General features: G+C 71.0%; 24 protein-coding genes and 1 pseudogene. 13 read left to right on the top strand and 12 right to left on the bottom strand.

Features of this window, described 5'->3' with window-relative positions:
• Positions 1-6 precede the first annotated feature (6 nt).
• The 4 genes from sufC (at position 7) to ACWC2B_RS05495 (ending at position 2,932) form a co-directional block, all read left to right on the top strand.
• The gene (sufC, locus tag ACWC2B_RS05480; protein ID WP_450715111.1) at positions 7-771 is read left to right on the top strand and encodes a Fe-S cluster assembly ATPase SufC; all 765 of its coding nucleotides are present in this window, start codon (positions 7-9) and stop codon (positions 769-771) included.
• A complete protein-coding gene (locus tag ACWC2B_RS05485; protein WP_450715112.1) occupies positions 768-2,042 on the top strand; it encodes a cysteine desulfurase in 1,275 nt (424 codons plus the stop codon). The genes sufC and ACWC2B_RS05485 overlap by 4 nt, the downstream gene beginning before the upstream one ends.
• A 90-nt stretch (positions 2,043-2,132) precedes the next feature.
• The gene (sufU, locus tag ACWC2B_RS05490; protein WP_450715113.1) at positions 2,133-2,597 is read left to right on the top strand and encodes a Fe-S cluster assembly sulfur transfer protein SufU; all 465 of its coding nucleotides are present in this window, start codon (positions 2,133-2,135) and stop codon (positions 2,595-2,597) included.
• Positions 2,594-2,932 carry a metal-sulfur cluster assembly factor gene (locus ACWC2B_RS05495; protein WP_399049529.1) on the top strand — a complete coding sequence of 113 codons (339 nt, stop codon included), beginning with the start codon at positions 2,594-2,596 and terminating at the stop codon, positions 2,930-2,932. The genes sufU and ACWC2B_RS05495 overlap by 4 nt, the downstream gene beginning before the upstream one ends.
• A 54-nt stretch (positions 2,933-2,986) precedes the next feature.
• Here the strand turns inward: ACWC2B_RS05495 and ACWC2B_RS05500 are convergent, their stop codons facing one another.
• Positions 2,987-3,292: a hypothetical protein gene (locus tag ACWC2B_RS05500; protein ID WP_450715239.1), complete on the bottom strand. Its 306-nt coding sequence runs from the start codon at positions 3,290-3,292 to the stop codon at positions 2,987-2,989.
• Between ACWC2B_RS05500 and ACWC2B_RS05505 the strand changes: the two are divergent.
• A pseudogene (locus ACWC2B_RS05505) lies at positions 3,288-3,539 on the top strand (VOC family protein); the annotation flags it as partial. The gene ACWC2B_RS05500 and the pseudogene ACWC2B_RS05505 sit on opposite strands and share 5 nt — an antisense overlap.
• A 163-nt stretch (positions 3,540-3,702) precedes the next feature.
• The gene (locus tag ACWC2B_RS05510; RefSeq protein WP_450715114.1) at positions 3,703-5,025 is read left to right on the top strand and encodes a hypothetical protein; all 1,323 of its coding nucleotides are present in this window, start codon (positions 3,703-3,705) and stop codon (positions 5,023-5,025) included.
• Positions 5,026-5,032: 7 nt separating this feature from the next.
• Here ACWC2B_RS05510 and ACWC2B_RS05515 read toward each other — a convergent pair whose 3' ends face one another.
• Positions 5,033-6,220, bottom strand: a complete 1,188-nt coding sequence (locus ACWC2B_RS05515) for a DUF7847 domain-containing protein (protein WP_450715115.1) — start codon at positions 6,218-6,220, stop codon at positions 5,033-5,035.
• A gap of 61 nt (positions 6,221-6,281) precedes the next feature.
• Between ACWC2B_RS05515 and ACWC2B_RS05520 the strand changes: the two genes are divergently transcribed.
• Both ACWC2B_RS05520 and ACWC2B_RS05525 read left to right on the top strand, forming a co-directional pair.
• Positions 6,282-6,818: a TetR/AcrR family transcriptional regulator gene (locus ACWC2B_RS05520; RefSeq protein WP_450715116.1), complete on the top strand. Its 537-nt coding sequence runs from the start codon at positions 6,282-6,284 to the stop codon at positions 6,816-6,818.
• A 110-nt stretch (positions 6,819-6,928) separates the two neighbouring features.
• Positions 6,929-7,252 carry a DMT family transporter gene (locus ACWC2B_RS05525; RefSeq protein ID WP_344373168.1) on the top strand — a complete coding sequence of 108 codons (324 nt, stop codon included), beginning with the start codon at positions 6,929-6,931 and terminating at the stop codon, positions 7,250-7,252.
• A 75-nt stretch (positions 7,253-7,327) separates the two neighbouring features.
• Here ACWC2B_RS05525 and ACWC2B_RS05530 read toward each other — a convergent pair whose 3' ends face one another.
• Together ACWC2B_RS05530 and ACWC2B_RS05535 are read right to left on the bottom strand one after the other, a co-directional pair.
• Positions 7,328-8,209: a winged helix-turn-helix transcriptional regulator gene (locus ACWC2B_RS05530; RefSeq protein WP_450715117.1), complete on the bottom strand. Its 882-nt coding sequence runs from the start codon at positions 8,207-8,209 to the stop codon at positions 7,328-7,330.
• A 107-nt stretch (positions 8,210-8,316) separates the two neighbouring features.
• Positions 8,317-8,541 carry a hypothetical protein gene (locus tag ACWC2B_RS05535; protein WP_450715118.1) on the bottom strand — a complete coding sequence of 75 codons (225 nt, stop codon included), beginning with the start codon at positions 8,539-8,541 and terminating at the stop codon, positions 8,317-8,319.
• Positions 8,542-8,679: 138 nt separating this feature from the next.
• On the opposite strand from ACWC2B_RS05535, the gene ACWC2B_RS05540 reads away from it, so the two are divergent.
• Positions 8,680-9,402 (top strand): GntR family transcriptional regulator, encoded by a 723-nt coding sequence (locus tag ACWC2B_RS05540; RefSeq protein WP_450715119.1) that lies wholly within the window; start codon positions 8,680-8,682, stop codon positions 9,400-9,402.
• A gap of 191 nt (positions 9,403-9,593) precedes the next feature.
• Positions 9,594-10,586: a 2,3,4,5-tetrahydropyridine-2,6-dicarboxylate N-succinyltransferase gene (dapD, locus tag ACWC2B_RS05545; RefSeq protein WP_450715120.1), complete on the top strand. Its 993-nt coding sequence runs from the start codon at positions 9,594-9,596 to the stop codon at positions 10,584-10,586.
• 76 nt (positions 10,587-10,662) lie between these two features.
• On the opposite strand, the gene dapA is transcribed toward dapD, so the two are convergent.
• From dapA to ACWC2B_RS05560, 3 genes are all read right to left on the bottom strand, one after another.
• Positions 10,663-11,562, bottom strand: coding sequence for a 4-hydroxy-tetrahydrodipicolinate synthase (dapA, locus tag ACWC2B_RS05550; protein ID WP_450715121.1), 900 nt, complete (start codon positions 11,560-11,562; stop codon positions 10,663-10,665).
• Between the two features lie 115 nt (positions 11,563-11,677).
• Positions 11,678-13,228 carry a N,N-dimethylformamidase beta subunit family domain-containing protein gene (locus ACWC2B_RS05555; RefSeq protein WP_450715122.1) on the bottom strand — a complete coding sequence of 517 codons (1,551 nt, stop codon included), beginning with the start codon at positions 13,226-13,228 and terminating at the stop codon, positions 11,678-11,680.
• A 127-nt stretch (positions 13,229-13,355) separates the two neighbouring features.
• Positions 13,356-15,191, bottom strand: a complete 1,836-nt coding sequence (locus tag ACWC2B_RS05560; RefSeq protein WP_450715123.1) for an endonuclease/exonuclease/phosphatase family protein — start codon at positions 15,189-15,191, stop codon at positions 13,356-13,358.
• A 332-nt stretch (positions 15,192-15,523) separates the two neighbouring features.
• On the opposite strand from ACWC2B_RS05560, the gene ACWC2B_RS05565 reads away from it, so the two are divergent.
• Together ACWC2B_RS05565 and ACWC2B_RS05570 are read left to right on the top strand one after the other, a co-directional pair.
• On the top strand, positions 15,524-16,990 hold the full coding sequence (locus ACWC2B_RS05565) for a hypothetical protein (protein ID WP_450715124.1): 1,467 nt from the start codon (positions 15,524-15,526) through the stop codon (positions 16,988-16,990).
• Positions 16,991-17,602: 612 nt separating this feature from the next.
• The gene (locus tag ACWC2B_RS05570; protein ID WP_450715125.1) at positions 17,603-19,180 is read left to right on the top strand and encodes a TROVE domain-containing protein; all 1,578 of its coding nucleotides are present in this window, start codon (positions 17,603-17,605) and stop codon (positions 19,178-19,180) included.
• Positions 19,181-19,241: 61 nt separating this feature from the next.
• Here ACWC2B_RS05570 and ACWC2B_RS05575 read toward each other — a convergent pair whose 3' ends face one another.
• The 4 genes from ACWC2B_RS05575 to ACWC2B_RS05590 all read right to left on the bottom strand — a co-directional run bounded on the left by ACWC2B_RS05575 (position 19,242) and on the right by ACWC2B_RS05590 (position 23,210).
• Positions 19,242-20,009, bottom strand: coding sequence for an SDR family NAD(P)-dependent oxidoreductase (locus tag ACWC2B_RS05575; protein WP_450715126.1), 768 nt, complete (start codon positions 20,007-20,009; stop codon positions 19,242-19,244).
• A gap of 90 nt (positions 20,010-20,099) precedes the next feature.
• Positions 20,100-21,317, bottom strand: coding sequence for a beta-ketoacyl-[acyl-carrier-protein] synthase family protein (locus ACWC2B_RS05580; RefSeq protein ID WP_450715127.1), 1,218 nt, complete (start codon positions 21,315-21,317; stop codon positions 20,100-20,102).
• Positions 21,318-21,456: 139 nt separating this feature from the next.
• Positions 21,457-22,002: a flavoprotein gene (locus ACWC2B_RS05585; RefSeq protein WP_450715128.1), complete on the bottom strand. Its 546-nt coding sequence runs from the start codon at positions 22,000-22,002 to the stop codon at positions 21,457-21,459.
• Positions 21,999-23,210: a helix-turn-helix domain-containing protein gene (locus tag ACWC2B_RS05590; protein ID WP_450715129.1), complete on the bottom strand. Its 1,212-nt coding sequence runs from the start codon at positions 23,208-23,210 to the stop codon at positions 21,999-22,001. The genes ACWC2B_RS05585 and ACWC2B_RS05590 overlap by 4 nt, the downstream gene beginning before the upstream one ends.
• A gap of 306 nt (positions 23,211-23,516) precedes the next feature.
• Here ACWC2B_RS05590 and ACWC2B_RS05595 point away from each other — a divergent pair, with 306 nt between their 5' ends.
• A complete protein-coding gene (locus ACWC2B_RS05595) occupies positions 23,517-23,678 on the top strand; it encodes a hypothetical protein (protein ID WP_450715130.1) in 162 nt (53 codons plus the stop codon).
• Between the two features lie 115 nt (positions 23,679-23,793).
• Here the strand turns inward: ACWC2B_RS05595 and ACWC2B_RS05600 are convergent, their stop codons facing one another.
• Positions 23,794-24,978 (bottom strand): TerD family protein, encoded by a 1,185-nt coding sequence (locus tag ACWC2B_RS05600; RefSeq protein ID WP_450715131.1) that lies wholly within the window; start codon positions 24,976-24,978, stop codon positions 23,794-23,796.
• Between the last annotated feature and the right edge of the window lie 74 nt (positions 24,979-25,052).

A 25,052-nucleotide genomic window follows, 5' to 3' on the forward strand; every position in this document is an offset into this window, starting at 1 on the left:
TTCCCCATGGCAACGCTTGAAATCCGCGACCTGCACGTCTCCGTCGACACCGAGAACGGTACGAAGGAGATCCTCAAGGGCGTCGACCTGACCGTGAAGCAGGGCGAGACCCACGCCATCATGGGCCCCAACGGCTCCGGCAAGTCCACCCTGGCGTACTCGCTGGCCGGGCACCCCAAGTACACGATCACCAGCGGCACCGTCACCCTCGACGGCGAGGATGTCCTGGAGATGACCGTCGACGAGCGCGCCCGCGCCGGCGTGTTCCTCGCCATGCAGTACCCGGTCGAGGTCCCCGGCGTCTCGGTCTCCAACTTCCTGCGCACGTCGGCCACGGCGATCCGCGGCGAGGCCCCCAAGCTGCGCACCTGGGTGAAGGAGGTCAAGTCCGCGATGGAGCAGCTCCAGATGGACCCGGCCTTCGCCGAGCGCAACGTGAACGAGGGCTTCTCCGGCGGTGAGAAGAAGCGCCACGAGATCCTCCAGCTGGAGCTCCTCAAGCCGAAGATCGCGATCCTCGACGAGACCGACTCCGGCCTCGACGTCGACGCGCTGCGCCAGGTCTCCGAGGGCATCAACCGCGTCCGTGAGAACGGCGAGGTCGGCACCCTCCTGGTGACCCACTACACGCGCATCCTGCGCTACATCAAGCCCGACTACGTCCACGTCTTCGCGGCAGGCCGCATCGTCGAGTCCGGCGGCGCCGAGCTCGCCGACAAGCTTGAGGCCGAGGGCTACGAGTCGTACACGAAGGGCGGCGCTTCCGAGTGACACAGCTGCCGGGCCTCCTCCCCGCGACCTCTCAACTGCTCGACGAGGCGATCCGCAAGGACTTCCCCTTGCTGGACCGTGTGGTCCACGACGGGAAGAAGATCGTCTACCTCGACTCCGCGGCGACTTCGCAGAAGCCGCGCCAGGTGCTCGACGCGCTCAACGAGTACTACGAGCAGCACAACGCCAACGTGCACCGCGGCGTGTACCTGGTGGCCGAGGAGGCCACGGCGCTGTACGAGGGCGCCCGAGACAAGGTCGCCACGTTCATCAACGCGCCGAGCCGCGACGAGGTCATCTTCACCAAGAACGCCTCGGAGTCGCTCAACCTCGTTGCCAACATGCTGGGTTGGGCCGATGAGCCCTACCGCGTGGACAGCGACACCGAGATCGTCATCACGGAGATGGAGCACCACTCCAACATCGTGCCGTGGCAGCTGCTCGCGCAGCGCACGGGCGCGAAGCTGAAGTGGTTCGGCCTCACCGACGACGGTCGGCTCGACCTGTCGAACATAGACGAGATCATCAACGAGAAGACGAAGATCGTCTCGTTCACGCTCGTCTCGAACCTGCTCGGCACCCAGAACCCGGTCGAGGCGATCGTCCGGCGCGCCCAGCAGGTCGGCGCGCTGGTCTGCATCGACGCCTCGCAGGCCGCCCCGCACATGCCGCTGGACGTGCAGGCGCTGCAGGCCGACTTCGTGGCCTTCACCGGCCACAAGATGTGCGGCCCGACCGGCATCGGCGTCCTGTGGGGCCGCCAGGAGCTCCTGGAGGACCTGCCGCCGTTCCTCGGGGGCGGCGAGATGATCGAGACGGTCTCGATGCACTCCTCCACCTATGCTCCGGCGCCGCACAAGTTCGAGGCGGGCACGCCCCCGATCGCGCAGGCCGTGGGCCTCGGCGCGGCGGTGGACTACCTGTCGGCCATCGGCATGGACAAGATCGCCGCACACGAGCACGCGATCACCGAGTACGCGGTCAAGCGCCTCCTCCAGGTGCCCGACCTGCGGATCATCGGCCCCACCACGGCCGAGGACCGCGGCGCCGCGATCTCCTTCGTGCTCGGCGACATCCACCCGCACGACGTGGGCCAGGTCCTCGACGAGGAGGGCATCGCCGTCCGCGTCGGCCACCACTGCGCGCGCCCGGTCTGCCTCCGCTACGGAATTCCTGCGACCACGCGAGCGTCTTTCTATCTGTACTCCACGCCCGCCGAGGTCGACGCCCTGGTGGACGGCCTGGAGCACGTACGAAACTTCTTCGGCTAGGGGTGCTGTGCTCTCCCGGGGGGCAACCCCCGGACCCCCGGCCCATAAGGCACGTCACGCAAGGGACGCGAGGACGCGAGGTAATTCGCTGTGAAGCTTGATTCGATGTACCAGGACGTCATCCTGGACCACTACAAGCACCCGCACGGCCGGGGCTTGCGGGACGGTGACGCCGAGGTGCACCACGTGAACCCGACGTGCGGCGACGAGATCACTCTCCGGGTGAAGTACGACGGTTCACGCATCGAGGACGTCTCGTACGAGGGCCAGGGCTGCTCCATCAGCCAGGCCAGCGCCTCGGTCCTGAACGACCTGCTGGTCGGCAAGGAGCTGGAGGAGGCGCGTCAGATCCAGGAGACGTTCCTGACTCTGATGCAGTCCAAGGGCCAGCTGGAGCCCGACGACGCGATGGAGGAGATCCTGGAGGACGCGGTGGCTTTCGCCGGCGTCTCCAAGTACCCCGCCCGCGTGAAGTGTGCTCTGCTGAGCTGGATGGCCTGGAAGGACGCGACGGCCCAGGCTCTGGGCGAGATCGCCGAAAGGAAGACGGCATGACCGAGAACGCGGAGGCGGCGATCAAGCCGGCGACCGAAGAAGAGATCCGTGAGGCGCTGTACGACGTCGTCGACCCCGAGCTGGGTATCGACGTCGTCAACCTCGGCCTGATCTACGGCATCCACATCGACGACTCCAACGTCGTCACGCTGGACATGACCCTGACGTCGGCGGCCTGCCCGCTGACCGACGTGATCGAGGACCAGGCGAAGGCCGCGACCGACGGCATCGCCAACGAGCTGAAGATCAACTGGGTCTGGATGCCGCCGTGGGGCCCGGACAAGATCACCGACGACGGCCGCGAGCAGCTGCGCGCGCTGGGCTTCAACGTCTGAGTCCCGCCTGCGAGTTGAGGCCCCCGGCACCGATGGTGCCGGGGGCTCTTCGTGTTACGGGGCTTCTTCGTGGCGCGGGGTTCCGGCCAGGCGGCGCATCGTCGCGGCGGGGAGGGCCGGGTTGGCGGCAGCCGCGTGGGTGAGCTCCTCGTCGTCGAGCAGCTCCATGATGCGGGGGAGCGGCAGGCGGGGGTGCCGGGCGAAGGCGTCCCGGACGTCCGCGTCCGGGTCCCGGGTGAGCCGGTCGGCCGCCTCCGGGGCGAGCTCCGGATCGCGGGCGGCCAGCCTGCCGCGGCGGCCGATCGGGCGCGGAGCTGCCCGGGGTCCTCGGGCGGCGCCGGGGTCCACGGGGTCCGTCATGGGGGCGGGCGAGACGGCGTATCCGGGGATGTGTTTCCTGCCGGTGCCCGAGGACAAGAGCGTCAAGAACCGGCTGCGCATCGACCTCAACCCCGATGACCGGGACGCCGAAGTCGAGAGGATCGTCTCGCTCGGGGCGCGGCGGGTGGACGTGGGGCAGGGGGAGGACGCCACCTGGGTCACGCTCGCCGACCCCGAAGGGAACGAGTTCCGTGTGCTGCGGCCCAAGCGGAGCCTGATCGACTGACATTCGCCTGCCGTACGGATGGCGTACGCCTCTCGTTGGCGGGGTGGCCGGAACCTACTCGACGACACCCCGCCGACGAGAGGCCAGCCCCGTGCCGTATCGCCCATCGCTCCGACGTGCCAGGGCCCTTGCCGCCGCGTCCGGAGTGCTTACGCTGGCCGCCATGGGACCCAACTTCCCCGCGCACGCGGCGAGTTACGGCACGCCGACCATCGGGCTCTCGGCCTCCTACCTGTCGGGGGCCGTCGGAGCCACGGGTGATCCGGTGGTCACCGTCACGGTCGGGCAGAGCGGTGCCGACGCCTCGGCGCTGACCGTGGCCGCCTCCGCCAGCAGCAAGAGCTCGGTGGCCGGGACCGGGGACGTGAACGTCAGCGGCACGGGGGCCACCCGGCGGCTGTCCGTGGCCGCGCACGCTCGCGGCTACACCGACCTCACCATCAAGGTCACCGGGCTCGGCGGGAAGTCCGCCACCAAGACGCTGCACTACGCGGCCTCGGCCGCCGTGCAGGGCGCCGCCGACACGCGGTACTTCACCGGCTCCAGCGACGCCTCCGCCGCCGTGGACGTGGGCGGCGGGTACGTGATCGTCGCCGACGACGAGTCCAACACCCTGCGGATGTACGACCGTTCGGCCTCCGGTGCGCCCGTGAAGACCTGGGACTTCAGCTCGCAGCTCGGGGTGTCCAAGGAGATCGACATCGAGGGCGCGGCCCGCGTCGGCGACACGATCTACTGGACCGGCTCGCTGGGCAACAACAAGGACGGCGTGTACAAGGCCGACCGGAACACCGTGTTCACGACCACCGTGAGCGGGTCGGGGGCCGGTACGCAGCTCGCGCTCGGCGGCTCGTACAAGAAGCTGCGGGACGACCTCGTCGCCTGGGACCACGCGGGCGGCGACCGATACGGGTTCACGGCCGCGACCGCCGCGGGCCAGGCGCCCAAGCAGATCGACGGGTTCAACGTGGAGGGCCTGGAGTTCGCGCCCGGGTCGACGAGCACCGCGTACATCGGGTTCCGGGCGCCGCTCGTGCCGCCGAAGACCGGCGGCAAGGCGCTGATCGTGCCGGTCACCAACTTCGACAAGGTGCTCGCCAGTGGCGCGAAGGCCGTCATGGGCACGCCCATCGAGCTCGACCTCGGTGGGCTCAGCATCCGCGACATCCGCAAGAACGCCGCCGACCAGTACCTGATCGTCGCCGGGTCCTGGGCCGCGGACGACAACTCCGACCCGTACGCGGTGTACTCGTGGGACGGCGTCGCCGGGCACGCACCCGTCAGGCGGGCCGACCTGCCGACCACTGACCCGGGCGGCTGGGAGGCCGTGGTGGACGTGCCCGACCTCGACCAGGCGGGCGCGCGGGCCCAGTTCATCACCGACGACGGGTCCGCCGACCTCTACGGCGACGGCACCGCGGCCAAGGACCTCACCCACCCCGAGTGGAAGAAGTCCCGGGCCACGTGGTTCACCGTGACCAAGTGATCAGGCGCTACCAGGTGCCCATCGGCGGGGCCGCCACCGGCGGGACACCGGCCGCCTCGGCCAGCGCGGGCGCCAGGTTCTCGCGGCGGATGCGCTGGTCGATGTAGAGCAGGCCGGTGGCGAGCTGCGGCAGGGTGGTCGACAGGAACTGGCTGATCACCGTGCCGATCAGGTAGAGCACCGCGATGATGACGACGGCCATGACCTTGGGGCCGACCGCGTCCCCGCCGGACAGGGCCAGCGGCATGGCCGCGAAGATCCCGCCGTAGGTGAACGGCAGCTGGACGAAGTAGCCGAGCACCCCGCTGATCATGCCGACGAGCATCAGGATGCCGAAGGTCCGCCACCAGGCGTCCTTGACCAGGCGGGCCGAGCGGCGCAGCGCCTCGACGGGCCGCTGGTTCTCCAGGACCGCGGCCGCCGGAGCGAAACCGAAGCGCACCCACAGCCAGATGCCGAGCGGGACCAGCGCGAGGAAGACGAGCACGAAGAGGCCGATCAGCGCGGCCGGCGGCTCGTGGCGCGAGCTCGACAGGATCGTCACCAGCATCAGCGTCACGAACAGGACCAGCGCGCCGATCATGGCCGCCCACTGGAGCGCCAGCGCGCCGAGCACGGCAGGGAACCGGGACCAGGCCTTGCGCCACACCGGGCCGAACGTGGTGCGCCGGCCGAGCACCGCGTCCTGGAGCACGGCCGGGACGGCCGCGTACACCAGCGCCATCGCGACGAGCCACATCGCGGTCGCGACGAGGAACAGGACGACCCCGGCGATCACCACCGGCTGCACGTCGGCGCGGACCGGGTCCACGCCGACGGGCTGGTCGACGACCCGGTCGAGGTGCTCGCGCACGGCGGTCGCCGCGATCGCGAACGTCCCGCCGACGACCAGCGCGGCCATCCCGTACGCGACGAGGGCCACGCCGAAGAGCTGCTTCCAGTGGCGGCCGAGCGCCGAGAACGCCCCGCCGAGTATGTCGCCGAGCATCAGCGGCCTGAGCGGAATCACCCCCGGCTTCGGCGGCGGCGGCATCCAGCCACCGCCCCAGCCGGGGCCCCACCCCGGCGGCGGTCCTGGAGGTCCGCCCTGGGCGCCCGGGCCCCAGCCCATGTCCTGCGTCACTGCAACCTCGCACTTCCCGTACGTTTCCGCACGTCCCGTCCCCTGGTCGATCAGCTTTACCGTAGCCCGCACGGCCTCCGGGTACGGTCGGGGGCATGCTCTGTGACCAGGCCGGAACACCCCGGGGCCGCTGATGGGCCGCCGTTACGACCCCGACCGGCGCCGGCGCATCATCGACGCGGCGATCCGGGTCGTCGCCGAGCGCGGCATCGCGGGGCTCAGCCACCGCACCGTCGCCGCCGAGGCCGATGTGCCGCTGGGCTCGACCACGTACCACTTCAAGACCCTCGACGAACTGCTCGTCGCGGCGCTGCGCCAGGCCAACGAGGGGTTCGCCACGGCGGTGCGCGACTGTGTGCGCCTGGAGGATCCGGGCGCGGACCTGGCTGTCGAACTGGCCCGGCTGATGGGCGAGTGGCTGACCGGGGACCGGGCCCGCGCCGAGCTGGAGTACGAGCTCTACCTCGCCGCCCTTCGCCGCCCAGCCCTTCGCCCGGTCGCCGCCGAGTGGACCGACTCCGTCGCTGAACTGCTCGCCCGGCACACCGACCCGGTCACCGCGCGCGCACTCGTCGCCGCGATGGACGGCATCTGCCTCCAGTCCCTGCTCACCGGCGGTGTGTACGACGAGGGGTACGCGCGGGACCTGCTCGGCAGGCTGCTGCGGTAGAGGCCGGGCAAGTGGTGGGGGGGCATGGGCAGGTGGGCGTCGACAGGGCGGGCCGAGTCTTGGACGATCGATATGTACGGGCGTACGCATCGCCGGATATCCTTGCCCCCATGCCCTACGTCCTGCTCGCCTGCGCCATCGGCTCGGAGATCGCCGCGACTTCCGCGCTGAAGTACAGCGAGGGATTCACCCGGCTCTGGCCCTCGCTGATCACCGGCGCCGGCTATCTGCTCGCCTTCTTCCTGCTGTCGCTGACGCTGAGGTCCATGTCGGTGGGTACCGCGTACGCGATCTGGTCCGGTGTGGGCACGGCCGTCATCGCCGCCGTCGGCATGGTCTTCATGGGGGAGGCGATGACCGCCGCCAAGATCGCCGGGATCGCCCTCATCATCGGCGGAGTGGTCCTGCTGAATCTTGGGGGCGCGGCGCACTGAGCGCCGTGGTCGGGCGGGGGACCGTCGAGAGCGCGGGTTCAGGAATCTGCCCGGAGCACCGCCGCGAGCGCGGCGTCAGGAATCCGCCCGGAGCACCGCCGAGAGCGCGGCCCGCACGCTCGCCTCGATGTCGGTGATCGGATAGATCGCGTCGATGACCGTACGGTCCCGGTCGACCACAAGGGTCAGCCGCTTGAGCCGGCTCACGCCCGCCGTGCGGAAGGTCGGCAGGCGCAGGGCCGCGGTCAGATCGAGCCCGGCGTCCGAGAGCAGAGGGAAGCGCAGGGCCTCCTTGTCGGCGAACGCCCGCTGCTCGTCCGGGCGTTGGGTGGAAACGCCGTGCACGCTCGCGCCCGCCGCGGTGAACTCGGCCAGCTGGTCGCGGAAGGTGCAGGACTCCAGGGTGCAGCCGCGCGCGCCGGGAATCCCGGCCCAGCCGGGCGGGTACGACTCGGCGCGGGCGTAGGCGCCGGGGAAGCAGTACAGGACCGTGTACGGCGTGGAAGCCGAGACCGGATCCCTCAACTCCCCGTTGAAATCGGTCAGTTGGAGCTCGGGAACGCGGGTGCCGACCAGCTCCCGTACCCGCTCGGTCTCGCCCGATGTCTCCGTCGAAGTGGCCATCGTCTCTCCTTCTCCCAGCACCCAGGTGTCTCCCCAGTCCTGGAGTGCGATCAGTACGGGCAGCAGGGCGCGGCCGCGCGGGGTGAGCCGGTACTCGTGGCGCACCGGGCGCTCCTGGTACGGCTCGCGCACCAGGACCCCGCACTCCACGAGCAGCTTCAGACGTTCGGCGAGGACCTTGCGGGACATGCCGAGCTCCCGCTGGAGCGCGTCGAACCGGTGCACCCCGCGTGCCGTGTCGCGCACGATCAGGAGGGTCCACCAGTCGCCCACCACGTCCAGGGCCTGGGCGATGGCGCAGTGTTCGTCGTCGAGCCGGGTGCGTTGGGGCATGCGCCCATCCTTTCGCGATCCTGCGCCGGCCCGGACCGGGCTCCGCGACGGTTGACCTGCCGCGATCCATGCTGCCATAGTCCGTTCCCTTAGGGAACTCGCTCGGTTTACGGGCTCGGTGGGAGCGGGAGCTCCGTTCCGTGGTCCTGGCGCATGTGCCGCCTGATCTTCACTCGGGCGTCGACCTCGGCCGACTGGTTGCGGTCCTGCACCGCCTGGTGGAGCTGGGCGGTGAGGGCGGAGCAGGGGTCGCACCCTTCTGTGTACTGCGTCGGCTCCGTGGCGGGCGGCATGGAGTAGTGGCCGTTCCCCGGCGGTTGGCTCGCGAACATGGTGTTGCTCCCCTCGTCCCCCCGACTCGTCTGTGTACTAGTTCAGTCTTCGGAGTGTTAGAAGCACTCCACAAGGGTGGCCGGTGCACTAGTGTGCCGAGCGTCAGCGGTGCTCAACTCCCGTGAGGAGAACGGCAGATGCCCGGAGAGAAGACGTTCACGAAGATCGCCGACCACTTCCGCGAACGGATCATGTCCGGGGAGCTCGAACCCGGGGCCAGGCTTCCGACCAACCGTGAGATCGCCGGCAGCTGGCAGACCGCTGCGGCCACGGTGTCGCGTGCGCTGCAAGCGCTTCAGGTGGAGGGGTACATCAGGACCACCCCGCGCGGCACGTTCGTGGAGGACGACCCGGTGTGGACCCTGACGCCGAAGGACCGCCTGGAGCGCGTCCAGCGGGTCAAGAGCTTCCTCGCCGAGGGCGAGACGTCGCGCGTGACCGCCGCCGAACTGGTCAAACCGCCGCTGTACGTCGCGGACATCCTGGACCTCGAAGTCGGGGACCAGGCCGTACGGCGGGAGTGGCTCGCCGGACGCGGCAAGACCCGCACCGTGTTCGCCGTGGTCTGGTACCCGGCGCCGTTCGCCGCCCTGGTCCCGGATCTGCTCAACACGTCGCCGGGCCGGAACCACGGGCTCACCGCCAGGGTCCTGGAGGCCACGGGGCGCACGATCACGCACGCCCGGGACGACATGCACGCCCGTGAGGCCGACTCCCGCGAGGCAAGCGCCCTGGCCCTGCCGGTGGGCTCTCCGGTGCTGGCGGGCGCTCACCGCTGGTCCGACGCCGAGGGGATCATCGAGTACGGGGAGTGGTGCCTGCCGCCGCGGTTCACGATCGGGTACGAGTACACACCCTGACCGGGGCTGTCGCGGGGGCTGCGGGCCGCCCCGCCATCGCGACGACGAATACGGCACAGATCAGGCGGCCCGCCCGCACGCGGGGCAGTACCGGGTGCGGGCGGGTCCCGGTGCGCCGGCCGGGGTGGACACGGGACCGGCACATGAGACCGGTTCGCCCCGGCGGGCCGTGGCCGGTTAGGTTTTGGGGCATGACCGACACGACTACCGCTACGACCGGCGCCGCGGCCGCCGGACTCGCCACCATCGCCGCCGACGGCACCATCCTGGACACCTGGTTCCCCGCCCCCGAGCTCGTGACCGTCGCCGAGCCCGGCCCCGCCGGGACCGAGCGCCTCTCCGCCGAGCGCGCCGCCGAACTCCTCGGCGCGGGCGCGCTCAAGGCCGTCGGCGCCGACGAGCGCCGCGGGGTCGAGGTCGTCGCCGTCCGCACGGTCATCGCCTCCCTCGACGACAAGCCCCTGGACGCGCACGACGCCTACCTGCGCCTGCACCTCCTCTCGCACCGGCTCGTCAAGCCGCACGGCCAGAACCTGGACGGCATGTTCGGGCTGCTCGCGAACGTGGCCTGGACCTCGCTCGGCCCGGTCGCGGTGGACGACATCGAGACGGTGCGGCTGAACGCCCGAGCCGAGGGGCTGCACCTCCAGGTCACCTCCATCGACAAGTTCCCGCGCATGACGGACTACGTCGCGCCCAAGGGCGTACGCATCGCCGACGCCGACCGGGTGCGCCTCGGGGCCCACCTCGCCGAGGGCACGACCGTCATGCACGAGGGCTTCGTGAACTTCAACGCTGGCACCCTCGGCACGTCCATGGTCGAGGGCCGCATCTCCGCCGGCGTCGTCGTCGGCGACGGCTCCGACATCGGCGGCGGCGCGTCCACGATGGGCACGCTGTCCGGCGGCGGCAACGTCCGCATCGTCATCGGCGAGCGGTGCCTGGTCGGCGCGGAGGCGGGCGTGGGGATCGCGCTGGGCGACGAGTGCGTCGTCGAGGCCGGGCTTTACGTCACTGCCGGTACGCGGGTGACCATGCCGGACGGGCAGATCGTGAAGGCCCGGGAGCTGTCGGGGGCCTCCAACATCCTGTTCCGCCGCAACTCGGTGACGGGCACGGTTGAGGCTCGGCCGAACAATGCGGTGTGGGGTGGGCTGAACGAGGTTCTGCACGCCCACAACTAGCCCGGGGCCGCGGGCCAACCCCCTGGGGCTCCGCCCCAGACCCCGGGGGGTTTACGCCGGCGGGCCGGGGCGGGGGTCACCCCGCGCTCAAGTGGGCCAGCGTCGCGTGGAGCAGGGTCGCCTCAGCCGGGCTCGCCGCCTGCAGAGGCGCCCTCACCGGGTACCCCAGCAGCGCCTTCGCCGTCACCGTGCCCGGCAGGCCCGACGCCATCATCAACTCCGTCAGGGGGGCGGCTAGTTGGTTGAGGCGGGCCGCCTCGGCGACAGCCCCCGCGTCGTGCGCGTCCAGGACCGCCCGCAGCTCGCGCGGCGCCACGTTCGCCACCGTGCTCACATAGCCCGCCCCGCCCACCGCGTACAGCGGAAGGTTCAGTTCCTCCGAGCCCGAGTAGTACGCCAGCGACGTACCGCCGATGACCTTCGTCGAGCCGAGCAGGTCGTACGCGCAGTCCTTCACCGCCACGATCCGCTCGTGTTCCGCGAGCCGCAGCATCGTGGCGACCTCGATGCGCGTGCCCGTGCGGCCCGGGATGTCGTACAGCATCACCGGCAACGCGGTCGCGTCGGCCACCGTGCGGAAGTGGGCCTCGACCGCGGCCTGCGGAGGCCGGCTGTAGTACGGCGTCACCACCAACAGGCCGTCCGCGCCCGCCTGTTCGGCCTCACGGGCCAGCGCGACGGTGTGCGCGGTCGAGGCGCTGCCCACCCCCGCCACGACCGCCGCCCGGTCGCCGACCGCCTCCACCACGGCCCGTACCAGCGCCGTCTTCTCCTCGTCGGTGGTCGTCGGTGACTCCCCGGTCGTGCCGTTCAGGACCAGGCCGTCGCACCCGTTCTCGACCAGGTGCGCGGCCAGCTTCCGCGCGGCCGGGAGGTCGAGGTCGTACGAGTCCGTGAACGGCGTGACCATGGCGCACAGGGCGCGCCCGAAGGGGCGGGGCGGGTGAAGTGGGCTTGATGGGCTTGATGTCGTCATACGGCAGTTTCGCCCGCCCCAAGAGTTAACGTCTACTTAGAGTTTTTGGCGGGCTGCCGTAGCACTGCTTAAGTAGGGCGGTGATGCGGTACGCCGCCCCCCACCGGAGGCTTCGCTACCAGAGGTTTCGCTTCGACCACGTCGGATCCCCCGCGTACGGGTGGAACGTGTCCAGGTTGTCCTTCGCCGGGTGCGTGCGGCCTGCCGGGCCCGCCGCGAACGCCCGCAACAGGTTCTCCGTCACCCTCGACGTGAACCTCGCCGTCGTCGCATCGATGCCGTGGCCGCCCTCGCCCACCGTCGACTGGACCCACCGCATCGTTCCCGTGTTGAAGACGCCGGCCCCCGAACTCGCGGTGTAATAAGCCGAGTTGGCGTACGAATGGACCCCCCGGCAGGTCAGCGGTGAATGCGAGATCACCTCGATCGGGCGGGGCGTGGACTCCGTACCGTTCGCGCGGTCGTACTCCGTACCCACCAGGCCCGGGAACTTCGAGCCCTGCTTCACGCCGGTGCCCTCGAACAGCCAGTGGTCCGGCGAGGCGACCACATAGTCCGCGGTGGTCGGGTTCGACTCGTACAGCGTGCCCGTCAGGGAGTTCTCCGGCTGGGCGTGCGGAGGCTCGCGGAAGTTGGTCGTCGGCGGCTCGCCCTCGCGGCGGCCCGGGTCCTTGGGCCAGTCGTTCTTGTAGCACACGATCAGACGCTGCTCGCCCAGCGCGGTCTTCTCCAGGCGGATCCGGCGGAAGCACGCGTTCGCGCCGAGGAAGGCTATGTTCGTGCCCCGGTCGCGGGCCGCCGTGACGCGGTCGCGCATCGACTGCGTCCAGTACTCGTCATGTCCCAGGGACAGGACGGCAGTCGCTCCGTCGAGGATGTGGGGGTCCCGCTCCAGGTCCATGTTCGTCACATACGCCGGGGCCAGGCCCAGCTTCTCCGCGAGCGCCACCACCGGCTGCTCGTACGTGAGGAACAGGCCGTCGCCGTCCCGGTGGTAGGGGCGGTCGCAGCTCACCGCGCGCGAGCGGTCCGCGTCGTCGCCGGTCGGGCCGTTGTAGAGGCTGTGGCCGCCCCATTCGTTGTATGCCTGCCACGTCGCCACCGCGTTGACGATCACCACGCGGCCCCTGGTGCCGGCCGACCTGACGGTGACCGGGACGTACCGTTGGCCGCCGGTGTCGGCGGTGAGGCGGATCAGATAGGAGCCCTCGGGCCAGTCCTTGGTGGCCACTTCCGTGCTCGCCGTCCAGTCGGCCGTCACCGTGTACGTCGTCGGCTCGACCTTCGCGGCGGGCTGCCGGGTGCCCTTCAGCGAGCCCGACTCCCACACCTTGCGGGCCAGCGCGCCCCCGTACCAGCCCATCCGGAACGCCTCCGCGCGGAACGTCTTCGCGGTCGTGTGCACATGGAGGCGGAAGGGCTCGCCCGACGCGACGCTCGTACGGTCCGCGTAACCCTCGACCTCGTGCTCGGCGCCGCGCCCCTTGAGCCGCCAACTCGCGTCGCCCGCACGGTCGTTCTCCTTCGCGGGAGACTTGGCGTCGGAGTGAGCGGGAGAGCTGCTTCTGTCCCGGTCCTCGCCGGGCGCACAGCCCGCCGCCCCCGCCGCGGCGGCTGCCCCGGCCGCCGCGAGGAAGGTCCTGCGACTGAATGCCGCGCGGTCCATCGCACAACTCCGCTCTGCTGTCCGGTCCCTGAAGGGTCCAGTGTGCGGGAGCCGCGCCGAGGTCGGACACAGGGCGGGCGGGCCCGAGTGGGCCGAGGGCGACACCCCCCGGCCACCCCAGCGGCCACTACGGGTGGAAGCGGATGATCTGCGGGTCGTGGTCGCTGGTCTGGTTCGCGAACTCCGCGTTGATGTGCACGCTGTCGTAGTCGAAGCCCCGGATGGCGGGGCTGGTCAGGATCTGGTCGAGGACCTGGGTGTTGCCCTGGTAGACGTAGGAGTAACGCTCCTTCTTCGGCAGTGTGCGGTAGGCCGAGCGCAGCGCGCCGCCGTCCTCCAGAGCCTTGGTCGTGCCCGAGAAGTCGAAGTCGTTGATGTCGCCGACGGCCAGGACGTCCGCGTGCTTGTCGACCGCGAGCAACTGCTTCACGAAGGCGTTGACGGCGCGGGCCTGCTGGAGCCGCTTGGCCTCCGAGGAGCGCGGCACCGGCTGGTGCTGCGAGAGAAGGCTCTCGTCGCCGCCCTTCGACGCGAAGTGGTTCGCGATCACGAAGACCGTCCTGCCCTTGAAGACGAACTCGCCGGCCAGCGGCTTGCGGCTGTCCGTCCATGCCGGGTTGGCCGGGTCGATCCGGCCGGGGGAGAGGGTGAGCGCCGGGTGGCCCTTGGTGCCGGTGACGCCGACGGCGGTCTTGTAGTCGCCGCCGGGACGCTCGGTGAAGGAGACCCGGGCCGGGTTGAAGAGGAAGCCCTGGCGGATGTTTCCGCCGGGCTCGCCGCCGTCCTTGTCGTTCTCCGGGTCGATGGAGCGCCACTGGTAGGCCGGGCCGCCCGCCGCGAGGATCGCGTCCGTGAACTTCTTCACGGTCGCCGAGGCGTCCACCGTGCCGTCGTTCTTCGCACCGTTGTTGTCCTGGATCTCCTCCAGGGCCACGATGTCGGGCGAGGCCAGGTTGGTCACCACGCCCTGCGCCAGCGCGTCGAACTTCGACTGCGGGTCGCCCGGGTCCAGGTTCTCCACGTTGTACGTGGCCACCGCCAGCTCGCCCGTGCGCTGCTTGCGGGTGACCTCCCGCTTGAGGCCGTTGTCCTTGACCGTGCCGAGGGTGCGCGCGGTGATCGTGTAGCCGCCGAACTGGTTGAAGTCCAGGGGGCCTTCGGTGGTCCCGGTCAGCGTGTCGCCCACGTTCGCGGTGGGGAAGCGCTGCTGAGCGGCCGGGATCAGGCTCTGGATCTGGAGGCGGCCGGTGTTCTGGTCCTCGTACGAGGAGTAGAGCGAGCCGCCGCGCGCGGTCCGGTTCTCCTGCGGCTTCACCGTGACCCACAGCTCGGAGTACGGGTCCGTGGCGCCGACCACCCGCGAGGTGCCGATGCGGACGTTCATGCCCTCCAGGGACTCGTAGTAGTCCGTGGCGTACTTCTTCGGCTGGAGGGTCAGGCCGTTGACGCTGTTCCCGGCCGCCGGGTCGCCGTTCGGCGTGTAGCGGTCGGGCACGGTGCGGGCCGTGATGACGACCGGCGCGGGCACCGCGTTGCCCGAGGAGACCACCGTGACGGTCGGCTTGGAGAGCTGGGTCAGCGACTGGTTGCCCGAGGCCGGGCCGCCGGGCACGTACTCGGTCACGGTGGCGGAGACCTCCACCGCGTCGCCCACCGCGACGGTCGGGTTCGCGCCGGTGAAGACGAAGATGCCCTCGCTGGTCGCCGGGTTCTTGTCGGGCGCCGTGTCCTGGAACCAGAAGCCCTTGGAGGAGCCGTAGGCGCGCACACCGGTGACGACGCCGGTCACGCCCGTGACCTGCTGGCCCGCGAGCGGCGATATCCGGGTGGTGCCCTGGATGTCATGGATCTTCGCCGGCACGGGGGCGGCGGGGGCCGCCTGCGAGGAGGCGGCGCAGACCAGGCCGGCGGCGAGTGCGGCGGCGACCACGGCGGACACGGCGGCGGTTCTGGAAACGGGCATTCAGGTACTCCGGAAGTGATGAGGGGCGGAGATGAGGGAAACGTGCGTGCGGCGGTGCAGTTCTACGCGCGTCAATCTCTTGTCTGGGGTGGGGAGTTGTCAAGAGTTCTCGGGTGGAACAAAACCGACGGGTACATGAACCCCCGGGGACGGGGCGCCGCATCCACGGGGGCGCGCCGCGGCGGAGCGGGGAGAGGCGGGGGCGGGCGCCGGGTGCGCAGGACCGGCGCAGCGAAACCCGGTGAAATGCGTCTACGCTGGGTGCCGCTCAACCATCGCTGACCCAGCGCGACCCAGAGCGCCCAGACCGTACGGCCGAGGAGTACCCCCAGATGTCCGGAGACCGCCCCACCCTGCCGCCGGTACGGCTGAACTCCGAGGCGGAGCTGGCCCGGGACGCACTGTCCGCCCCGCTGCTCGCCCGCGCCGTGCGGCTCGCCCGCTGGGCCGGGCCCGACACCCGGGTCGGCGCGGGCGGTGAGCTCGTCGAGGAGCAGCTGCCCGCGGCCGCCGCCGAACTCGGCCTGGGCGACGACCAGGACGGCCCGGCCTACGCGAGCGAAGCCTGGCGGGTCGCGGTCGACACCGGCCTCGTCGACATCGAGGACGCCCCCGAGACACCGAACTCCGCGGGGCAGGACGACGAGGACGCCGAGGGCACCGCCTCGCCCGGCGACAACCTCTCCGTCCTCACCTCCGGCTCCCCGCACGACGTGCTCGCCCTCTGGCTCGACGCCTTCGACGTGGTGTTCGCGGACGCCACCGCCCCGATGATCGACGACTTCGCCGACCTGGTCGGCGAGAACGGCGAGATCGACTTCGACCGCCTCGAATGGGACCCCGAGGAGGAGGCCGACTTCCTGGAGGGCGTCCTCGGCAACCTGTACCTGCTCACCGTCAGCGAGGGCGGCACCCCCGAGGGGCCGGTGCCGCTGCCCGCGCTCGCCGCCTCGATGATCGTCCCCGACGACATGGGCGAGCCCACCGACGACATCCTGGAGCAGGTCTCCGACGCGATGATGCGCCTCGACGACCAGTTCCGCCTCCTGGAGCCGATCGGCCTGGTCGAGTACGAGCCCGTCGACGAGGCCCTGATGGCCGAGGTCGGCGACGAGCCCGCCCCGCCGGTCGACGACGAGGACGTCTCCCGCTACGGCATGGTCCGCCTCACCCCGCTCGGCCTCTACGGCGTGCGCGCCCGGATGCTGGAGGCCGGTGTGGACGCCCCGGCCGTCGGCGACCTGGCCGACAAGGGCGCCGACGCGCTGCTCGACGGCATCGCCTACTTCCCCGAGCTCTCGGCCCGCGCCGAGACCGAGCAGTGGCTCGCGCGCCGCGAACCGGCCGAAGCGGCAAGGGAGTTGCTCGTCGCGGCCCGGGGCGGCGACGAGGGCGGCCCGCTGCGCCGGCTGCACTGCCAGCAGGCCCTCGCCCTGACCGGCGCCTCCGCCGAGCCCGCCGTGCGCGAGGTGCTGCCCGACCCCGAGCTGGGCGGCCTCGCCCGGGTCTGGCTCGCCGAGCGCGGCGCCCCCGACGTCCCGCCGCCGTCCGAGACGATGATCTTCTGGCTTGCCATCGACACCATCGCCGCGCAGCTCGCGGTGGAGGGCGACCTGGAGGAGCTCCAGGAACTCGTCGAGGGCCTGGTCGGCCAGCACAGCGGGTTCTTCGACGCGGCCTGGCGGGTGGAGCACCCCGCGACGGCGGACGTCCTGGAGGCGATGGGCCGGCTGCACCCGGACAAGTCCACCGCGAAGGAGGCCCGCAAGGCGGCCTTCAAAGCCCGCTCGCGAGCCTGACGACGCAGCGCGCCTGACGTCTCCCTGGCCTTGACGTCTGGTCGAGCTGACGTCTTACCGCCCCTGACCTCTCACCGAGCCTGACGTCTGGCCGAGCTGACGTCTCATCACACTCCGACCGCCCGGGGGCCGCACGGCCTCCGGGCGGTCGTGCGTCCACGCCCGGTCCCAGGGCGTGCGTGCCGGTGCCTGGCAGGTGGCGTGTCCGGCGCCCCGTCGTCGTCCGCCCCGTCGTCGTCACCTCCCCAACTGCGGCTGTCGTGCGGCCGGTTGGGCCCGTACGGATACCGCGAGCTCCCGCCCGGACAGCGCCGCCCGCCAAAAATGCGTGGCGTGCCGTCGCGTCCCGCGCCTAAAGTCGATCTCGTCCAGGTGCGCAGGCAGGACCTACTTCCGCTGCTAACGGGGAGGTCGCGGGTTCGAATCCCGCCGCCGGCATTGTTCGTGCCGGTGTAGCTCAGGGGCAGAGCACCACACGTCGGTTCCGCCGTCCTGATCTCTGGACACCCACACATACTTCATCCGCTCGTGCACCTCCCGGTGCGCAGGCCACGGCTACTTCCTCCAACGAAATCCGCCGTCGCCGAATTTGATCTCGGGAGGCCATTCACCATGGCTCGGTTCAACCTGCGCGCCACCAAGGCGCGCACCACTTCGCCCGTGGCGTCCGCCGGCGCCACCGCCCTCACCCACGAGGGCGGCCCCGGCCACCTGCGGGACGCCCGGTCCGAACTGTTCCTGCTCGCCGTCGCCAACTTCGTTTCCCAGCAGACCTTCTACGAGTCCGGCGAGGCTCGCGACGACCGGTTCGCCACGCTCGTCCGGGGGCTCGCCGTCGAGGACCCCGAGTGGACCGCGGGCCTGCTCGGCTGGCTGCGCGGCGAGGGCGGGCTGCGTACCGCCTCGATCGTCGGCGCCGCCGAGTACGTCAAGGCGCGCCTCGACGCGGGCGCCGAGGCCGGCCCGTCGAACCGGCAGGTCGTCGCCTCGGTGCTGCTCCGCCCGGACGAGCCCGGCGAGCTGCTCGCGTACTGGACGTCGGTGTACGGCCGGAACGTGCCCAAGCCCGTGAAGCGCGGGATCGCGGATGCCGTACGCCGCCTCTACAGCGGGAAGTCGCTGCTCAAGTACGACACCGCGTCGAAGGGGTACCGCTTCGGCGACATCCTCAACCTGGTGCACGCGGCGCCCGACCCGGCCAAGCCGTGGCAGGGCGAGCTGTTCCGGTACGCGCTCGACCGCCGGCACCACCCGGACACCGCGGTGCCGCCGGCCGGGGACCGGGTGCTGGCCGCGCACCGCGAGCTGATGGCGCTGCCGGTCGAGGAGCGCCGGGCGGTCGTGCTCGCGCCGGACGGCGCCGAGCGGCTGGCGGCCGCGGGCCTGACGTGGGAGGCGCTCGCGGGCTGGCTGCAGGGGCCGATGGACAAGGAGGCATGGGAGGCGGTCATTCCGTCGATGGGCCCGATGGCGCTTGTGCGCAACCTGCGCAACTTCGACGAGGCGGGTGTCTCGGACGAGGTCGCAGCCGAGGTCGCCGCGAAGATATCGGACCCCGAAGTCGTCGCGAAGTCCCGGCAGTTCCCGTTCCGCTACCTCGCCGCGTACCAGCACGCGCCCTCGCTGCGCTGGTCGTACCCGCTGGAGAAGGCGCTCGGCCACTCGCTGGCCAACGTGCCCGCGCTCGGCGGCCGGACACTGATCCTGGTCGACCGTTCGGGTTCGATGTGGTCGCCGCTCTCGGACCGCTCCAAGCTCAACCGGGCCGACGCGGCCGCGATCTTCGGTACGGCGCTCGCGCTGCGGGCCGCCGACGCGGACCTCGTGGAGTTCGGTACGGGTAGCGCGCCGGTGAAGTACAAGGCGGGGGAGTCCGTCCTGAAGATCCTGGAGCGCTTCGGCGACCTGGGCGGCACCAACACGGCGGAGGCGGTACGCAAGCACTACCGCCGCCACGACCGGGTGCTGATCGTGACGGACGAGCAGGCCTCGTACCACTACGGCGGCGACCCGACGGCGCTGGTCCCGGCGGACGTGCCGGTCTACACCTGGAACCTCGCGGGGTACCGGGTGGGCCACGGCCCGTCGGGCACGGACAACCGCCACGTGTTCGCGGGCCTGACGGACGCGGCGTTCCGCATGGTGCCGCTGCTCGAAGCGGGCCGCTCGGTCAACTGGCCCTGGCTGTAGCTGACCCGGTGACCCCCTGATCTCTTGATCAGGGGGTCACCGGGTTACGTGGGATGTCGGCTCAAGTCCGCAGGTGGGACGCCCCGTTGAGGTCGAGCACCGCGCCCGACGACCACTGGGCGAGCGGCGAGGCCAGCCAGCGCACCGCCTCCGCGATCTCTTCGGCGGAGGCGACCCGCCCGAACGGAGACTGCGCCCGGATCGCTTCGCCCTCCGCCCCGCTCAACCGTCCCGCGACGCGCTCCGTCTCGAAGAACCCGGGCGCGACCGAGGCGACCCCGATCCCGTACGGGGCCAGCGACACCGCGAGCGACTGGCCGAGCGCGTGCACCGCCGCCTTGGTGGCCCCGTAGGCGGGATGGTCGGGCTCGCCGCGGAAGGCGCCGCGCGAGCCGATGTTCACGATCCGCCCGCCGGTCCCTTGCGCGATCATCCGGGACGCCGCCAGGTGGCTGAGGTTGGCGGTGGCGAGGAGGTTCACGCTCACATGCCGCTGCCACAGCTCTGCCCACTCCTCGTACGGGGTCTCGGCGAGCGGATGGCGAAGGTTCACGGCCGCGTTGTTCACCAGGACGTCGATGCCGCCGAGCGCGTCGGCGGCGGCGTCGGCGACGCGACGGGCCCCGGCGGGGTCGCCGAGGTCACCGCCGACCAGCACGTGCCCGTCTCCCTTCAACGAGTCGAGGGTCTCGCGCGCCTCCTGCTCCCTGGACCCGAAGTGGACGGCCACGCGGTCCCCGTTGGCCGCGAACGCCTGGGCGACGGCGCGGCCGAGTCCGCGGGAGGCCCCACTGACGAGCACGCGGCGGTCGGTGGCCGGTAGATTCATGAACTCTCCCCAGGTCGAAGGCGGTTGCACTGCCGTTATACGCGGACGGCGCTCGGCAGCGTCCCCGGGGGCTCTTCACCGGGCGGGAGTTCAGGCCCGCCCGAGCACCAGGCTCACGTTGTGCCCGCCGAACCCGAAGGAGTTGGCGAGCGCCGCGTCCCACGAGCCCGTACGGTTCTCGCCCGCGGCCACGTCGAGCCGGACCGCCGGGTCGAGGTGGTCCAGATTGCGAGTGGCGGGCACGACGCCATCGCGCAGGGCGAGCAGCGCCGCGATCGCACCCACCGCGCCGGACGCGCCCAGCATGTGGCCGGTCATCGACTTGGTGGCGGTGACCACCGGGTGCGTGCCGATGGCCTTGGCCACCGCCTCCGCCTCGGCGAGGTCGCCCGACGGTGTGGAGGTGGCGTGGGCGTGCACCACTCCGATGTCGGAGGGGCCCAATTGGGCGTCCCTCAGCGCCGATTCGATCGCCCGGACCTGACCGGCCACATCGGAGGCCGTGATGTGGTCCGCGCTGGACGTGACGGCCGCCCCGGCCACCGACCCGTACACCCGCGCGCCCCGGGCCCGGGCGAACTCGGCCCGCTCAAGCACGACCACTCCCGCGCCCTCGCCCATCACGAAGCCGCTGCGGTCCCTGTCGAACGGCCGTGACACCGACTCGGGGTCGTGGTCCTGCGTGGAGAGGGCCTTCATCTGCGCGAACGCGGCGATCGTGAAGGGGTGCAGACAGGCCTCGGTGCCGCCGGCCACCACCACATCGGCCCGCCCCGCGCGGATCAGATCCAGCCCCATCGCGATCGCCTCCGCACCCGACGCACAGGCGCTGACGGGCGTGCGGGCCCCGCCCTGCGCGCCGAGCTCCATGGACACCCAGGCGGCGGGCCCGTTCGGCATGAGCATCGGCACGGCGAACGGGGAGAGCCGCCGGGCCCCGCTCTTCTCGAACGTGTCGTCCTGGCTCAGCGTGGTCAGCACACCGCCGGTGCCGGTGCCGATCACCACGGCCAGCCGCTCAGGCGCGACCTCCGGGGTGCCCGCGTCCCGCCAGGCCTCGCGGGAGCTGATCATCGCGAGTTGTTCACAACGGTCAAGCTTGCGTGCCTCGACCCGGTCGAGCAGCGAGAGGGGGTCCACGGAGAGCCCGGCCGCGACCCGAACCGGCAGCCCGGCCCCCCACTCCTCCTCGATCAGCCCGACCCCGGACGTGCCGTCCAGCATTCCGGCCCAGGTAGTAGCGGCATCCGCGCCGAGCGGGGTGATCGCGCCGAGCCCGGTGACGAGTACTTCTCCAAGATCGCTCATACCCCGACTCTGCCAGCCGGCCGGGCCGGGCGGGGATGGCGTGGCCGCAGCGATTTGTCCTGGGGGTGTTGTGGGGTTTCGACAGGGCGTGCGAGCGGGGGCGGCGAAGGGCGCGGTCCGGTGCCTGAGGGGACCGGGGTTACTGGTGGGTGGCGGCCATCGTGGCCACCGCGTCAAGAGCCCGATTCCATGGAAAGCCCGCTGGGTTGCCCTGCTTCGGCGGATGCGATGCGTATCCGTCCTCCCCGTCGAGGAAGCGGACACCCTGGGCGCGCAGGTCGCGGATGCTGCGGGCCACGGCCGGCTGCGCACCTTGCGCCTGGTTGAAGTACGGCATGGCCGCCACGGGGACGCCCATGTGCACGCCCTCCGACACCAGCCCGAGGGCCAGGGTGTCGGCGATACCAGCACCCCACTTGTTGAGGCTGGTGCAGCTCAACGGTGCGACCAGCATTGCGGCCGCCTTCGGCAGCGCATCCGCCTCACCGGGCAGCTTGTACCGCGAGCGGACCGGATGCCCCGTGAGGTCCTCCAGCTCGCTCATGCGCGGCGCCCACCACTCGGCGGCCGACGGGGTGAGCACGAGACAGACGTCCCAGCCACGCTTTTGCGCCTGCTCCACCCCCTTCTCGACGTACTGGGTGGGGCCGGCCGCACAGGAGATCAGGTAGAGAACTCGGGTCATGCCCGGAGTCCACAGGCTTCGGCCAGTGCGCGCAACTCCACACTGGGTACAGGAGTCGCGCCGACCACGTCCTTCACCAGATCAATCGTCGACTGCCTGCCGTGAACTTCCTCCGGAGCCAGTTTGGCCGCCTCGATGAGGGACTTGGCAGCATCGCTCTTGCGCCGCGTCAGGAGCTGAGCGCGTGCCATCGTGATGAGATGCAGCGCATGCCGTTCCCGCGTCAGGTTTCCCATAGCCTCCGATAACAGGCACCCAGCGGCCTCCAGCGCTGACCAGCCATCTTCGAACCGGGCCAGAACGTCGACCCGGTGCAGCGTCACATTCGTCGGCCCGAATGCCGTCCAGTCCTCGTTCAGGTCCGCACCCTGCTGATCGGCGACTTCCGCCGCCTCGTCGATGTGCCGTTCTGCCCTCCGCACGGCTTGCGTTGACCTCTCCTGCGCGGATGCGGCGATCGCGGCGTTCAGGTACAGCATGCCGAGCGTCGACAGGCCCAGCGGTCCCGCACTCACCAGATCCTGGCGCAGACGTTGCGCCGAGGAAAGGGCGAAGTCGACGGCGGCACCGGGACGGTCTTGGTAAGCGAGGGACTTCGCGACGCGGCGGGACGCGGCCCCGATGGTCACGGGATCCCCGGACCGTTCGGCCGCGGCGAGCGCACGGTCGGCCACGACGGCAGCCTGCACTGCTGTTGCCGCACCGTACTTGTGAAGGAAGGAGGCAACCAGTTGCAGCACCCGCGACAGGAGAGCGTGCGCTTCGGAAGCATCCGGACCGGCCGCGCTCGCGGCCCGCTGAGCCGACATCACCAGAGCGGGCAAGGCCCGTCCCAGCGCCCCGTAGTGGCATGCCTGGAACGCCTCGCAGCAGTAGGCGAGCCGACGACGCACCTCGGCTTGCGGCGGAATGAGCCCCTCGTCCACGGCACGGTAGAGGACATCGATGACGGCGGTCGCTTCGATTGGCGGCGCGTTCGCGGACACTGCACTCGACGGCTCGTCGGTCAACAGCTGTTCCAGGGGGATACGCAGGACTTCGGCCGCCCGCATCAGTACCGAGAGGCGGGGGTCGGCCTGACGCTTGCCGCCCTCCAGATCCTGCACCCACCGTTTTGTCTGCCCCATCAGCCGGCCGAAGTCGGCCTGAGTGAACCCTCGGCGATCGCGCCAGTAGCCGATGCGGCGCCCGATGCGTCCAGCGTCCACGGAGCACTCCTCGTACAGGGCACGCACTTTGCGTGCCCACCTCCGTTGTAGCGCGGCCTACGGTGCCCGTGCAGGAGATCGCCGGTAGCGGACACGTGCGGAGTACGGGATGACACGGCACGACAATAAAGCGCCTGACAGGTGCACCTACTGCTCTGAACCGAGGGCCGAATGCTGCGTGCGCATGGTCGGTACGCCGGACGGCAGCACACGGTTCGAGTACAGCCACCTCAAGTGCGCCGCCGACCACGGCATCGGCCCACTTTTTCTCCTTGTCGCCAAGGCGGGGCAAGCCTCATGACGGGCATGAGCCGCATCAGGATCTGCATCCGCTGCGACCGGCCCATTGAGGGCGCGGCGATCAAGGTCACCGGCCCGGGCCACCTCGTGTCGATGAGCGGGGCGCGGCCGGACGACTGGCGGCACGTCGAGGGCGATACCCGGTGCCGCAAGCCTTTGGCCAGATAGAGAGCGGGGGCGTCAGGCACTCGGCAGGCCGGCAGGTCGGCGGGCGGGCAGACGGATCTACGGGCTGGTACCGGTCCGGTCTGGTTACCGGTTCCAGCCCACCGAGCCGCAAAAGTTAAAGGACCTCCGCTCCCGGCTTCACCATGCCTCGGGCGGTACGGGACTTCACGAAGGTGCCCAGGGCCGTCATCTCCCACTCTCCGGAGAACTGCTTGATCAGCTTCGCCATCATGACCCCGGTCTGCGGCTCCGCCCCGGTCAGGTCGAAGCGCACCAGCTCCTCGCCGCTCGCCGCGTCGATCAGGCGGCAGTACGCCTTGGCGACCTCGGTGAACTTCTGGCCGGAGAAGGAGTTGACGGTGAAGACCAGGCCGGTGGCCTCGGCGGGGATGCGGCCGAGGTCGACCACGATCACCTCGTCGTCGCCCGCGCCCTCGCCCGTCAGGTTGTCGCCGGAGTGCTTGATCGCGCCGTTCAGGATGGAGAGCTTCCCGAAGTAGCAGCTGTCCAGGTGGTTGCGCTGCGGCCCGTACGCGATCACCGACGCGTCCAGGTCGATGTCCTTGCCTCGGAACGCGGGCTCCCAGCCGAGGCCCATCTTGACCTGGGAGAGCAGCGGGCGGCCGCCCTTGACCAGGGAGACCGTCTGGTTCTTCTGGAGGCTGACCCGGCCCTTGTCCAGGTTGATCTTTCCGCTGCTCGCGGGCGGCGCTGAAGGGGCGGCCGGGGCCGGGGCGGTGATGCGCGGGTCGGCCGGCGGGGCGGACGGCATCGGCGGTGCGGCGGGCGGCGCCGCGGGCTCCTCTACCGAGACGCCGAAGTCCGTGGCGATCCCGGCCAGGCCGTTGGCGTACCCCTGGCCCACCGCGCGGGCCTTCCAGGCGCCGCCGCGCAGGTAGATCTCCATGACCACCAGGGCCGTCTCGGTGCCGAGCCGGGGCGGGGTGAAGGTGGCGATCACGCTGCCGTCGTCGCCGTTGCGCAGGGTGGCCGTGGGCTCGATGCCCTGGAAGGTCTGGCCCGCCGCGTCCGGACTCGCGGTCACCACGATCTTCTCGATGCCGGGCGGAACGGCGGCGGTGTCCACGACGATCGCGTCGGGCGCGGTGCCGCCGCCGGAGCGGTGGGTGACACCTGGGCCCTGCGGCTGGTTGTAGAAGATGAAGTCGTCGTCCGAGCGCACCTTGCCGTCGGCGGTGAGCAGCAGGCCCGAGACGTCGAGCCGTACGGGAGCGGCCACGTCCACCGTCACTCGGGTGGTCGGGAGCGGAAGGTTCGAGCCGGGGGTCATTGCGGTCATGTCCCAGAAACGATCGGAGCCGCTTTACGGTTCCTTGAACCTCGACGGACCTCGACGGACCTCGACGGACCTCG

It is taken from the genome of Streptomyces sp. NPDC001415 (genome assembly GCF_053597395.1).